At 38.4% G+C, this 14618-nt stretch carries 5 protein-coding genes and 1 pseudogene; 3 read left to right on the forward strand and 3 right to left on the reverse strand.

All coding sequences use genetic code 11. From position 1 onward, the window contains the following. Positions 1–88 precede the first annotated feature (88 nt). Positions 89–2209, forward strand: a complete 2121-nt coding sequence (locus N824_RS04030) for an ATP-binding protein (protein ID WP_048903857.1) — start codon at positions 89–91, stop codon at positions 2207–2209. On the opposite strand, the gene N824_RS04035 is transcribed toward N824_RS04030, so the two are convergent. From N824_RS04035 to N824_RS04045, 3 genes and pseudogenes are all read right to left on the reverse strand, one after another. Next, positions 2206–3243 carry a YihY/virulence factor BrkB family protein gene (locus N824_RS04035; RefSeq protein WP_048903858.1) on the reverse strand — a complete coding sequence of 346 codons (1038 nt, stop codon included), beginning with the start codon at positions 3241–3243 and terminating at the stop codon, positions 2206–2208. The genes N824_RS04030 and N824_RS04035 overlap by 4 nt on opposite strands. A gap of 8 nt (positions 3244–3251) precedes the next feature. Then, positions 3252–5552, reverse strand: a pseudogene (locus N824_RS04040) (BamA/TamA family outer membrane protein). Further along, the gene (locus N824_RS04045) at positions 5536–10650 is read right to left on the reverse strand and encodes a translocation/assembly module TamB (protein ID WP_048903859.1); all 5115 of its coding nucleotides are present in this window, start codon (positions 10648–10650) and stop codon (positions 5536–5538) included. The pseudogene N824_RS04040 and the gene N824_RS04045 overlap by 17 nt, the downstream one beginning before the upstream one ends. Positions 10651–10820: 170 nt before the next feature. Between N824_RS04045 and N824_RS04050 the strand changes: the two genes are divergently transcribed. Beyond that, complete coding sequence (locus tag N824_RS04050) at positions 10821–11309, forward strand: cytidine deaminase (RefSeq protein WP_048903860.1); 489 nt, start codon at positions 10821–10823, stop codon at positions 11307–11309. 149 nt (positions 11310–11458) lie between these two features. Beyond that, complete coding sequence (locus N824_RS04055; protein WP_048903861.1) at positions 11459–14494, forward strand: DNA gyrase/topoisomerase IV subunit A; 3036 nt, start codon at positions 11459–11461, stop codon at positions 14492–14494. Positions 14495–14618: the final 124 nt, after the last annotated feature.

Here is a 14618-nt window from a genome sequence, read left to right on the forward strand (position 1 = left end):
TCGTTTATTATTGTACTTCAATCAGATCCCTCTTGATATAATTGTTTGATAAGTCCTGTGGTTAAAAACTGCAGCATAATAAGATAATATGTCGTTTAACGCTAAGAGAAGAGATCCGTTCCGTTACTTTGTAGTAGCCTTTTTGATACTTGCACTGTTTATTTATGCTTTTCTTTTATACCTAAGGAATAGCAAAATTAATGGGTTAAAGAATGACATTACAAAGCTAACCATGCTTCAGAAAAGTTATTCAGAAGTAGATACCTGTATTTATACTCTTTATCAGGCAGAGAATAACTCCCGAATGTATGCTGTGACTGCAGATAAATATTATCTTAATCAATTCTCGGATGGTATCCACAAAATTTCTCTTCTTTTAAACGATTTAAATGGCCTCGGAGATAACAATCCGGAGAATCAGGATTTAAAAGAACTGGTAAACCAGAAAAAGCTAAAGACGGAAAGTTATTTGAAACTTAGGCAGTTAACGGATAGCCTGTTTGCTGGTTTTTCAAAGCTTGGTTTGGAAGAAAGGCGTACCCAGGCAAAGATTAATCTGGGTTCAATAAAGAAAAAGTTTAAAACCGTAACAACTGTAGATACGATTAAACAACCGGTTAAACCGCGTAAAAAATTCTTTGGCAGACTAGCGGATGCAATTTCTAATAAGGGCAGTAAAGACAGCGCCGTTACCATTGTTAAAACCAAAAAGAACGAGGGGGTTGTGGATGAGGTTACAACTTTTAATAACAAATTATTAGAGGAAGTAGAAGCCTATTACCGGAAACTTTATGCTAATAATAACCAAATTAAGAGCAATGAAAAGGCAATTTTGTTGTTGAATAATAAACTGATCCAAGATATTATTACGGTATTAAAGGAGTTTAAGCAAAATGATATCGAGTACGTAGCTAAAAGAAGGGTTACTTTGGGTGGGGAGCTTGAAGTAGAGCTTAAAAAATTAAGCGGAATGGAACTGATAGATGCACTATTGTTGGTTTGTTTAGTTGGTATTATTCTATACAATTTGTATAAGCTTTATAAAAATGAAAGTCTATTGATCAGCCTGAATGGTTTGGCTGCACAGGATTCCCATTCGAAAAGTCGTTTCCTTGCTAACATGAGCCATGAAATACGCACACCACTGAATTCTGTGGTTGGATTTTCTGAGCAGCTTGGTAAGAGTAACCTGAATGACGAACAGAGAGAACAAGTAGCCGCTATCCGCAGTTCATCAGAGATGTTGCTTGAACTGGTTAATGAAATTCTTGATTTTTCTAAATATGAAGTAGGCGTAATAAATATCGAATCTGAGCCCTTCTCTCCAGAGTCAGAGATTGCCGAAGTTTTTCATAGCATGAATGTTCTTGCGGAAAATAAGGATCTGAAATTAGAGAGTAAAATAGCTATTGATAAAAATATTTATTTAATTGGCGACCGTTTACGTTTGAAACAGGTTATTATGAATCTGTTAACCAATGCCATTAAGTTTACAAAAAGAGGCAAAATAACGCTTCGGGTCCAACTGATAGTAGATGGGAAAAAACAGGCAGTCTTAAAAGTACAGGTAGAAGATACCGGTATAGGTATGGCCAGGGAAGATCTTGATCTGATATTTCTTGAATTCTCGCAAATCTATTCATCGGCCACAACACAACTTCAGGGAACTGGCCTGGGATTGGCAATTTGTAAAAAGATAGTGGAACTGCAGGGTGGTAAAATTAATGTGAGCAGCGTACTTGGTAAGGGGTCTGTATTTAGTTTTGAAATTCCCTACGTTATTTCAGAATTCGCAGAGGAGCAACATGATGATAAAAGGACATCAACTGTTGAGAAACTGAAAGGAAAGAAGGTGCTGCTTGTAGATGATAATAAAATGAATATTTTATTGGTTCAAACCATATTGAAGAGGTGGGGCATGGAATATGATTCTGCTTATGATGGTAAACAGGCACTCGAATTATACAAGAAGAATGACTACGATATTGTTCTAACCGACATTCAAATGCCAGTGATGGGTGGGGTAGAGCTGACTCATGAAATCAGATATAACGGAGATTTTGCAAAATCAGGAATTCCAATTTTAGGCATAACTGCCCACGTAATGCAGGAAAACAGGGAGGCCTACTTAAAGGCAGGAATGAATGATCTGGTATTAAAACCATTTTTAGAGCAGGAATTGATGGACCAGATGCTTAAGTATGTTTAAGGGATTTTTGTATCCTCCGGATGCTGTGGCGGTAATACATCCACCTTTTTTTCGACAATAACAATTTTGGTATGCACCGCATATTTACTTGGTGCTATTCCTTTATCATATCTTTCTGCATAGGCCTGAGTAAATTCAGCTCCAAAATATAATATGATAGAGGTGTAATAGATCCACAACAGGATTACGATGATAGAACTGGCAGCTCCAAATGCGGATGCAGGATTCCCCTTTTCAATATATATTCCAATTATATACTTACCCAAACTAAAAAGTAGTGCAGTAAACAGGGCGCCAACAATTGCTGGTTTCCATTTTAAATCAACATCAGGCAATACCTTAAAAATGATGGCGAAAATGCAGGTTACAACGGCCAGTGTTAAGGCATTGGTGAGGATCAGCATAAAAAGTTCTGATACTTTTTCAACGCCAATTTTAGAAGCAAGCCCTACAAGTTTGTCGCCTATACCCACTACTATACTATTTATAACAAGGGACACCAGTAATAAAAATCCTAGCGAAGCAATTAGCGAAAAGGAAAGAAGTCTGTTGGTGATTAACTTTTTCCATCCCTTTTTTGGTACAGCCTTGACTTTCCAGATTAAGTTAATACTGTCTTGAATTTCTATGAACATCGCCGTAGCACCAATAATAAGTGTGGTGATCCCTATAATTAGCCCTAAAGTACTTTTTCCTGAAACATTTGATTGTTTTACGAATGATTTGAGTTGAGTGGTGGCATCCGGACCTACCAAATCTTGTATTTCAGAGAAAAGCTCCTCTCTCGGATCCATTTTATATTCTTGTACTGTTCCATCAGCAGATGTTTCCGTTGTATGCTTAATATCTCCACCTAAAAACAAACTTGCTGCAGCAATGATAATAATGATAAGTGGGGTAAGAGAAAATATGGTGTAATAGGCAAGTGCCGCGCTTAGCTTCATCACCCTGTCTTCCATAAACCCTTTTCCGGCGGCTATAAATAAATGTGCTGTTGCTTTAACAAAATGAATAACTTTTTTTAAGAATGTCATAATCAATATTAAAAAGGATACCCAATACCTATGTTATAGATTAAATTTTCTTTACGCCAGGCGCTGCTTCCAAAATCAACCTGATCGATTACCCAACGATTTCCAGGTTCAAGATAAGGTTTTCTGATAGGGAATGCTACGTCCAGGCGGATCACGAAGATGGTGGCATCAACCCTAAGACCGGCTCCGGTACCGATTGCAATTTCGTCTAAGGCATCTTTAAAGTTAAAACCGGATCCAAGTCTGTCCGGATCCTCTTTTCTCAGCCAGACGTTACCGGCATCGGCAAAGACTGCACCGTATAAAACACTAACGAGTTTAAAYYRNAGWTCGGWAKWKNNCRTCGYKTTTATATCACCACTCTGATCGGTATAGCTGTTGGTTGMAYTCTKNTSYYTRYAMGAMSCWSKACCKAGMKWMCTTGCTGCAAAAGCCCGGATATCGTTACTGCCTCCGGCGAAGAATTGCCGCACAAATGGGATAGATGTATTGTTCCCATAGCCATAACCATAACCAAGATTTAAACGGCTTGCCCAGATCAGGTTCCTGGTGATTTTATAATAATCTCTAAAATCGGTTTCGACCCGTATAAATTGATTGATAGGAATGCCTAGTACAGTCTTTTTACCTTCATCGTTTTTCCCTGCAAATAAGCCCCATACGTTCCCGCCAGTTTCAAGAGTCCCATTGAAATAAATATTGTTTCTTCTGAAATCTTCCATCTGGTTGGTGTAGGTGAAACTATAATTGCTTCCTATAATAAACTGGCGTTCCAGATTCTTTTGCAGACCGGGGTTTGCATCAAAAAGACTGTCCCTCACGGCTGTGTCACTGGTTACTTTTGAGGTTACATAGTTTACTGAAATGGGATTGAAGCTGTGTTCCTTATATAAGTTCTCCTTCCAATTATATCCAAATTCTCCTTTAAATGAATTCAGGCTATACAGGGATCCCCTGTTTAACAATTGATAGGATAAAGAGGCAATGGTCTTAGGGATAAACGAGTTTGTACTGTTGAATTTGAAGAAGGGGATAATGAACCTTGGGAAGGTCAGTTTTCCTTCAGTAGTAAACGAATAGGAATTTAGGCCTTTTGCCTGTCCGCTTACCTGAGTTTCAAAACCTCCACTTACGCTGACATCTAATTGTTCGCCACCCCTGAAAAGGTTACGTGTAGTCTGCGTCAGCTTGGCCTCTGATCCGACAAAGTTATTGGATTTGCTGGTCCCGGTAACCGAAAAAGACAAAGAGTTTTTCTTTAATGGGGTCAGAAATATGTTGAGGTTTAATTTGTTATTCTTAAAGCTATCTACTGGCAGAAATTCCACCTTAACATTTTGGAATGTACCAATGTTAACCATTCTGTTTAAAGACTGATTGTGGTCAGCTCTGTTATAAAGTTCGTCTTTTTTAAAGAATACAAGCCGGTCAAATAAGCCTGATTTATAGGTGTGCCGTGGGTCATAAATATTGAAATCCTTGTAGACTTCAGGAATAGAGTTCCTCAGTGCGCTATCTCTTCTTATCGTGTAATTTGGGTAGATGTTGATCTTGTCGATGGTATAAGGTTTCACCGCGGCATCGGGGGCAATGTCTTTCACTTTTACCCTGATGTCTACCAAGTGTTTTCCAGCGGTGCTGTCTATTTCCAGGAGCAAGTAATCTGGGCTAAAATAAAAATATCCCTGTTCCTTCAGATCATTGTCAATCCTGATCCGTTCGTTTTTGTACGTTTCCAGATCGTAATTGTTACCTACTTTTAATAGGGTTTTGTCCTTATTTTGGTTAATGATGTGAGTGAGATTGCCACTGTCTTTTGGGAAAGTGACACTGTTTATTTTATAGCGGGCACCGGTAACAACAGTATAAAGTGCGCTTCCCTTCTTGCCTTTGACAACAGTATCCCCGTTTACCTCAGATTGCAGGTATCCCTGACTGATCAAATAGCTTTTGAGTACAGCATTGTTATAAGGGATTTTAACCTCACTCAGCAATACAGGTGGCTCACCAACCTTGGTGCGCAACCAGTGTTTTAACCCTTTAGGTTTTTTAGGCTCTCCAGCCAGATTATACATCCCCAGCTTAAACTTAATTCCAAGAATAGATTTATTAGGCTTTGGTCGGGTCTTATCGATAAGGACACTTTTCACCTCCTTCTGATCTTCTATTTTCGCTGAAGAATCGGGGTTGATATTAACATCCGCACCGGTGTATAATATTTCGCCAGGTTTAAGATTTTTGGTGCTACTACAGGCGCCGAAAACTAAACATGCAAGTATAAATAAGCCCCATTTAATTTGTAGTTTCATTTTTACGCCTCTCTTCATTTCTAAGTCTTTTCTTTTTGGAGAAGTTCTGGAAAACTTCTCTGAATTTATTGTAATCAACTACCAATGCAAACCCAAGCCCAGTTTCTATAATCTGGCCTTCAATTACACCCTCGTTTTGGTTTCGTCTGTATGCCCTTAATCTATACCTTCCATCGCTTGAAAGCAGGTATTCTACATTCACATTCCCTGCAATGTTCGTAGAGCTTTGCCCTTGTTGCTTGGCTCCTTCCAGGCCGAATGAGCTACCCACAGTAACGATCAATCTGTCACTTAATAACTTTTTGGACAGACCCACTTCAAGATCTGTTTTCTGCTCTAAATGACCAGATGAATAATCTTCTGATGAGTTGACACCAAAGTTGATGTCCACACCTTTGATTAGATCGGAGGCAAGATTGTTTAGCTGCTCAGTAAGCAGTTTACTTACACTTGAACGGGCAAGAGTGGAAACGCCCCCACCTCCGCCAGCTAGACTCTGAAAAGGGTTGTCTGCAATGAATCTATTTAACGCCAGCAATGCAAATACCTGTTTGTTCAATTCGCTTTCATTCGTGTTTACATTTTGCAATTTTGCATAAACATCACCGCTTAGTGCACCACGTTCATTTTCTGGCAGGTCTAACCTAAACTTAATAGCAGGTTTCAGTAGCTCACCGGTCATCATTAAGTAAACCTGAAATGGTAATTTTGTCTTTGCTTCAGTTCTTGTAGGATCGCCTAGTAAATCGATAGGCGCGGCGTTGACTTCATACAGTGCAGTCAGGTTGACATTTGCTGATGTCGGTTCTCCAGTCCATACGATGCTACTTCCTTGCTGCAACTTAAATTCTTTTTTACCTAAGGGACCTACCGAAAGATTGTAATTTCCATCAGAAACCTGATATCTGCCCGTTAGACTGGTTTTACCACTAGGATCCATCGTTGCGGTTAAAGAGGCCTGGCCTTTGACCTTTAAGGCGTCACCGTTAGATGGATCTACCACTACGTTCAATTCGGCATCCGGGTCAATGTCGATAGTAGCACTTAGATTAAACCCTTTAATAGGTGCCTTGCTTACAGAATCGCTAGCATTGAGCGCTTTTTTACCATTATAGGGCGCAGCATTGAAGTCTACAAATTTGACAATACCTTCCTGATCAATTACCGAAGGATCATCAGGTGGCATCGCAAAGAAGAACTTAGTTTTATCTTCTACTTTAACGTTCATGTCTACATCCGGCTGGTTAAGATCACCCCGAACCTTAATGGTACTGGTAACATAGACAGTCCCATAGATCATGTCATTATCAGCCGCAGTAGAGTTCATAAGCCTAAAATTGTTGGTCCTCATATCCATGTTGAACCGGAAATCTTTATAGTCAGTTGTGAGGACGCCACCGGTAATTACAGCCTTCTGATTTAAAGAATCTATAATGGTAAATCTATTGAAGTTTATCCCCTTATCCGTAAAAGTTATGGACTCATTTGGCATTCTGAAATAAGAATTCACATAAGTTGCTGTAAATGCAGCCTGATTAAATTTAACATCACCTAAAATTTTGGGGGCCTCAAGTGCACCCTTAATAGATAACTCGCCTGATATTGTACCCGAGCCATTCTTTATCTGTCCCATTGACACACTCTCTATCGCTTTCAGGTCGATTTTATCAATGTTTAAGGTAAGATCAAGCGCACTCTGTGGCGAAGTATAGTAAAACCCATTGACCCGTAACTCATGCACACCAGATAATGCAATGTTAGTTTCGTATGCATTCTCCGTATTGTTATTTACGGCAACACGCAAAGTTCCAAACTCATCTTTTAAATACCTTAGCCGATCTATTGTCAGGTTTGCCTCAAACTTAGGTGTATCCATAAGCTCCTTTGCGTCAACAGTACCGTTAATAGTACCACCAACCAATGAACTGTCCTGCTCGGCAAACTTAGTAAGGGTTTCTATTTTGAAGTCTTTAAACTCAACTTTTAAAGGAGAGTTGGCAACATTATCTGTGCTGTTAATCCCTAAAAGCTGATTACCTTTACTCAGGTTAAATTGATTAGCGATAATACCCGACTGGCCAAACTGGATGTAATTTTCAGGGGCGATGGCCCACTTTTCATAATTAAGCAAAAGCTTTTGAGGATCTAAACTGAACTGGTAATCTTTGTTAATTGATTTAAAATTGCCACCCAAAATATATTTGTCTTTCCGTTTACTGTCTCTTAAATAAATATTCAGGCCAAGGTTGTTATTTACAGCTTCACCACTAATTTCGGTATTAAATAAATTGGCTGCCGAGCTCTGAAAACTTTTTATTTGTAATTTATAATTAAGCTTCTGCTCAGTGTTGTTCACATTAAGTTTAGTACTATCTATCCTGTAACCACCATAAACTATCTGAGGGAAAGAAGCATTCATAAGTAAACTATCCTTCTGCGTATCAATTAAGCCGTTCATTCTGGAAGGCGCAAAGGTGGTTAGTTCGGGTACAAAGTTCTGAAGGATTTTAGGATTATAGAAATTTACGTAAAACCTAAACCGCTGATCAGGGATTTTAGTAACCTCACCAAATTGATAATATTTGTTGATCTGGTTAATTACAGCACTACCGACATTGGTGAGTTGATATTTACCATCTATTTTGGCTCGCATGAATTCAGAACGAAGGGTAAGCATATTGTGTGTTTCGCTCGCTTCAGAATGCATTACAATAGTATCTACATTAAAACGCTGGCCATCTTTTACTATCTGTAAGCCATTCACAAAAATATCGCCGTTAAGGTAATCCGGATCAGCAGTTTTTACATCTGCATTAATTACCCCCGCTAACTTAAATTCGCCCGGACTGAAGTTCAGTTTCTTCAGATCAACCTGTTTTAAATCCATATCCGCTTTTACTGCCGGATATTTGCCGGCAATATTTACGGCTGTGGTTAAATTAAAATTCAAATTGGTGTCGGCCATATTGCCTTTTAAATTCAATTTTTGCTGCTTAAAATCGCCACTTAAAAAGAGATCCTTGTAGGTGTATTTGTTGTAGTAGGCACTTATTAATTGTGCTTTAAACTGTGCTGAAGCAGTTTTAGGGTCGAGTCCCGTTCCTTTAACACTGGCTTTAGCTGTAACTTTTCCTAACTGAGCTTGCTGTTTAAGTAATCTACCTACATTAAAATTATTGAGATTTACATTGGCAACATAACTCTCTTTACCTTTCGGGCCTTTCATGCTTGCCAGTAATTTGGCCGATCCCATATCAGTATTAATGTTAAAACCAGTATTGAAGTTGGTCATTGAACCAGTAAATTTTCCGTTTGCAACAATCACATTAGGGAGCGTTATATTGGTTGGTAAAGTCTTTTTAGGAATAACCACCAACAGATCTCTTTTAGTCATCGAAAATCTTTTGATGTTCAGGTCAAAGTAGGCTTTGTCCATATCAGGGAGTCCTTTTATCCTGCCACTCACATCAATGTTCGTGCTTTTTAGCCCCGAAATCTGTAGTCGGGGAATAACCAGGTTATTCATATAGCCACTAACATTGGCATTTACTTTTATCTTTTCATTTCTATAGTTTGCGGGAACCGCATCACTAAAATAAGCCGCGTCTTTTAAGCCAATAGTTGTGTTTTTAACTACCATCGAAAGCTTTACCTTTTCCGGATGTTTTGTTAAATCATCAAGAGAAGAGTAATTTAATTCTGTAACGTTTTCTATTGATGTGTTAGGTGTTTTCAATAGGAAATTATTCACCTTAATTGCCTTGTCCGAGTATACAACATCCCCTCTTAGTTTAGCTAGTTGAAAACCACTCTTCTCCTTAAACACACCTTCTTTTACATTTATTTTTATACCCGTATCGCTATATGCAAGTGCATCAGCAACTAAGGTAAGACCAGTAAACTTTAAATGATTAAAGTCCATGCCTTTAGTAGGTTTAGCTCCAAGATTATCAAACTGAACATTGTTCTCGGTTAAACTTATATTATCAACCCGTAATGACAGGGGTGAAGATTTCTCTGCAGTATCCGCTTTGCTCTGTTTGCCTGGCTTAACCGTTTTTAATGCAAACAGGATATTTGATTTGTTTAGCTTTGCATCATTTACCTCGTATTTGCCATTTTTAACGTCTGCCAGAAGCTTGGTTAACGATAACTCGTTAACATTTACGTTCGCTTTGTTGGTTGCTGAACTGAAATCTATCCTGGTGTCATTTAGTTTAGCATCGTCAATTTTATAATTGCTATTGGTAAGGTCAATAAACAGTTGAGTTAAGGCTAGCTTGTTCAGATCAACATCCGCATTCATGCCCGAAATCCGATCGTCGAATCCTATTTTTATATTGTTAAAAGCAAAATCCTGAATTTCTACCAGGGGCAGTTTACCCGATTCCGTTTTTGCTGTATCTATGCTGTTTTGTAAATGGGCCTGTAACTGGGTAAGGGGTTTTTGTTGCAGGTATTTTAACGAAGTGTTTTTTAAGGCCAAAGATTTAATCACATAGTGCTGATTATCCAGATCGAAATCTTTAATGTTGGCAGTAAACTCACCCAGATTTAATTTTACATCATTTCCTGCAACATCATCACGATAAACGATACCTATGTCTTCAAAAGCCACCTTTTCAATTGAAAATTTGAGGGTAGATGTGGTGTCTTTTGCAACCTCCTCTTCTGGCTTTTCCTGTTCAGACATAAACGCATCTACCAGGAAAGAAAAATTGAATGCCGTATCCGGGTTTATGCGGGTAACATTGGCTCTTATTTTTTGCAGTGAAATATTGTTGATCTCCACCTGATTACTCAAAAGTTTAAATAGGCTGATGTCTACAGAAAGTTTTTGTGCATATAGCAGGGTGTCGCCTTTTCTATCCTCAATGTAAAATTTATTCAGCACCACATCCTTTGGTAATGCAATTTTTATACTCTCCAGACTTACCTCAGTTTTGGTTTTATCCTTTAAATAATTTACTGCTTTGTCCTTTACAAAATTTTGTACTGCCGGAATGTTTAAGGAAAGCGCAATAAGGACAACCAGCATAATGATGCTTGCAATTATCCAAAGTATGATTTTAAGACTTTTACGAATATATATATTCAATTGAAATGCGTTTAATAGGGTTTTAAATCTATGATTGCAGCACTAAAACCATGCCATCGGCGTCAAAATTAGGCTTCTTACTTATATCTACAATCTAAATAATTAAATTGTTTAAATCAAGTGATAAAATTGTTGTTAATCTATTGTTAGAAAATTACGTATGTTTAAATATGGATCAAAAAAATTTTGTTGTTAGCTATCAAACTTTTAAGTCCTTAAATGAGCTAAGTGCATCAGATCAGGAATTATGTTTAAAGGCCGAAGAGGCATTGAAATCATCATACTCACCTTACTCAAATTTTAAGGTTGGGGCAGCGTTAAAACTAAGCAATAAACAGGTGGTTCTTGGTAGTAACCAGGAAAATGTGGCCTATCCTTCTGGGCTTTGTGCAGAGCGCGTTGCGCTATTTACAGTTGGGGCTGCTTACCCACAAGCGGCTGTTCAGGCTATGGCAATTACTGCAAAAAGCAGTAACTTTGTTATCCAGAAACCCGTTACATCCTGCGGTGCATGCCTACAGGTAATGGCCGAATTTGAACAGAAACAAAAGCAGGAAATTGAGGTGCTTTTTTACTGTATAGGGGGCGAAATAATAAAAGTAAAAGGGATTAAAAACTTATTGCCTTTTGTGTTTGTGGAAGAGCGTTTGGAAAGATAAAACATCATTTCATAAAATAATGCCCAAAAATTATGAAAACCTAGCCCATTAACCCGAAAAAGATAGGTTATTAACTAAGAACTGTTAAAAACTTCTGTTCTTAATATTTCATTCCAACCCTTATATTTACAAAATCCAATCCTTTTTTGATGAGCGACGAAACAGAAAACAACATAAACGAAGAAAGTACACATACTGTAATCCCTATCAACGGGCTTTATGAGAACTGGTTCCTCGATTATGCCTCTTACGTAATTCTTGATCGCGCGGTTCCACACATCAACGATGGTTTAAAACCGGTTCAGCGACGCATTATGCACTCTTTAAGAGAGATGGATGATGGACGTTTTAATAAGGCTGCCAACGTTATCGGAAATACCATGAAATATCACCCGCATGGGGATGCTTCTATTGGCGATGCGATGGTGCAAATTGGCCAAAAGGAACTGCTGATAGATTGCCAGGGTAACTGGGGTGATCCGGTAACTGGCGACAGTGCGGCTGCGGCCCGGTATATCGAAGCGCGTTTGTCTAAATTTGCAAATGAGGTCGTATTTAATCCGGATACTACCGTTTGGCAATTGAGTTATGATGGTCGTAACAACGAACCGATTACTTTGCCGGTTAAATTTCCTTTGCTATTGGCCCAGGGAGCAGAAGGTATTGCTGTAGGTTTGGCCACCAAGGTTATGCCTCATAATTTTCTGGAACTTATTGATGCATCTATTGAATCGTTAAAAGGAACCAGACCAAATATCCTTCCTGATTTCTTTACCGGTGGTATGGCCGATTTTTCAGCATATAACGAAGGTATGCGCGGCGGTAAAATCAGGGTTAGAGCAAAAATTACAGAAAAAGATAAGAAAACACTCGTAATAACTGAAATACCATATAGCACAACAACAGGTTCTGTAATCGATAGCGTGTTATCTGCTAACGACAAGGGTAAGATCAAGATCAAGAAAATTGAAGACAATACGGCACAGAATGTGGAGATTGTCATCCATCTTGCTCCTGGTATCTCACCTGATGTTACCATTGATGCCTTGTATGCTTTCACTTCATGCGAAGTTTCTATTTCTCCAAATACTTGTGTTATTAAGGATGATAAACCTCAGTTTTTGAGTGTTAATGACATCCTTATAGAGAATACCCATAATACCAAGAACCTGCTAAAACAGGAGCTGGAAATTAAGTTACATGAATTGCAGGAAAGAATATTCTTTAGCTCATTACTAAAGATCTTTATTCAGGAGGGCATGTATAAAAATGCCGACTACGAGAATTCTGGTAATTTTGAAACAGTTGTTGAGGTATTGAATCTTTTATTCGAGCCATTTAAGCCCGATTTATACAGAGAAATTCAGCCAGAAGATTTCAAAAAACTTATTGATAAACCAATGAGTAGCATTACCCGCTTCGACGTTAAAAAGGCGGATGATCAGATGAAAGCTTTAGCCGATGAGATCAAAGTTGTAAAAAATCACCTTCGTCACCTAACAGATTATACCATTGCCTGGTTCCAGAAACTTAAAGATAAGTATGGTAAGGGTAAGGAACGTAAAACAGAGATCCGGTTATTCGATAGGGTAGAGGCATCTAAAGTTGCTTTAGCCAATGTGAAACTATACCTGAACCGTGAAGATGGTTTTGTTGGTACCGGTTTGCGTAAAGATGAATTTGTTGCAGATTGTTCTGATATTGATGAAATCATCGTTTTCAGAGAAGATGGCAAATGTATCATCACCAAAGTAGCAGACAAAACCTTTGTGGGTAAAGGAATTCTCCATGCACAGGTGTTTAAAAAAGGAGATGAACGGACCATCTATAACATGATCTATAAAGATGGATCCAGTGGCGTTTCGTACATTAAACGTTTCGCTGTAGTTGGTGTGACCCGCGACAAGGAATACGACCTTACCAAAGGAAGCAAAGGTTCTAAAGTATTGTATTTTACAGCCAATCCAAATGGAGAAGCTGAAGTGATTACGGTTCAGTTAAAACCACACACTAAACTTAAAAAGCTTCAATTTGACCTTGATTATGCTGAAATAGCCATTAAAGGACGCGCCTCTCAAGGTAATATTGTATCTAAATATCCTATCAAAAAGATCCTGTTAAAAACAAAAGGAGTATCAACGCTTTCTGGCCTTAAGATATGGTATGATGATTTGCTTAGAAGACTTAACGTTGATGGGCGAGGTAAATACCTTGGTGAGTTTGACGGTGATGATAAAATATTACAGGTCCATAAAGACGGATGGTATGAGCTGAGTACATTCGAGTTGAGCAATCACTTTGATGCAGATCTGATACTGATCCAAAAATTTGATCCGGAAAAGCCATTCACTGTTGTACAATATGAGGGGAAAGCTAAAAATTATTTCATCAAGAGATTTGTATTTGAATCAATTGCCGTAGGTAAAAAAGGTAATCTGATTAGTGAAGAAAATGGTTCGAGATTCCTTTACCTGACCAGCAATCCAGAAGCGGTATTAACTGTTGATGTACTTAAAGGTAAAACACAAATTCCTGAGACATTGGAAATTGTGTTGGCAGAGTTTATTGATGTAAAAGGTATAAAGGCTAACGGAAACAGGATCACTCAACATGACGTAAAAAATGTGAGTATTTCCAATCATGAAGAACCAGAATTAGTTCTGGAAAGCAAGGTCAGTATTCCAGATGCGTCTTCCAATGAAGAGCAAGCTGAAGGAGAAACTACTGAAACGACCGACGAGGTAACTACAAGTGAGGAAGAGGAAAATATCCAGGAAGTAGAGGAAAGCAATGTCGACCCGGAAGAGCCGGAAGCTGTGTCAGAAGAACCTGACGTTGAACAAGAGGAAACATCGCCCGTTGCGAAAAAACCTTTTATTGTTGCCAAGGAATCAAGATCTGTTGCAAAAGAAGAGCCTGCAGAAAAGGTTGAAGAAAAGCCAACTGATGAAGTGGCCGAAGGAAAACCTAAAAAAGCATGGGGAACAGCTAAAGCACCAGAAAAAGAAACAAAGGCGAAGCCTGAAGTTAAGGAAGAGCCTAAAGGCAAGTCAAAACCTGAGGCTAAGGGAACCCCTGAGACAAAGAAGGATGAGAGGGATGTTCCAGCAAAAGAAATTAAGTTTGAGATCACTAATCCCGACGATATAGAAATCGACGATAAGGGACAGTTAGGCTTGTTTTAGTCTTAATGTCCTAACCTTCGTTATTTTGATCATTAAATTTTTGTCATTTTCTGGCTAATCATTGCCGGATTTTGATTTAGATAAATATATTTGTCAGATTACACATCACAATTAAAGATAGATA

Origin of the sequence: Pedobacter sp. V48 (assembly GCF_000523515.1) — a bacterium.
GTDB lineage: Bacteria > Bacteroidota > Bacteroidia > Sphingobacteriales > Sphingobacteriaceae > Pedobacter.

What these genes read in the sequence shown, in the direction of transcription:
- N824_RS04035 (WP_048903858.1), bottom strand. Translation starts at nt 3,243, where the DNA reads ATGACATTCTTAAAAAAAGTTATTCATTTTGTTAAAGCAACAGCACAT.
- N824_RS04055 (WP_048903861.1), top strand. Translation starts at nt 11,459, where the DNA reads ATGAGCGACGAAACAGAAAACAACATAAACGAAGAAAGTACACATACT.
- N824_RS04050 (WP_048903860.1), top strand. Translation starts at nt 10,821, where the DNA reads ATGGATCAAAAAAATTTTGTTGTTAGCTATCAAACTTTTAAGTCCTTA.
- N824_RS04030 (WP_048903857.1), top strand. Translation starts at nt 89, where the DNA reads ATGTCGTTTAACGCTAAGAGAAGAGATCCGTTCCGTTACTTTGTAGTA.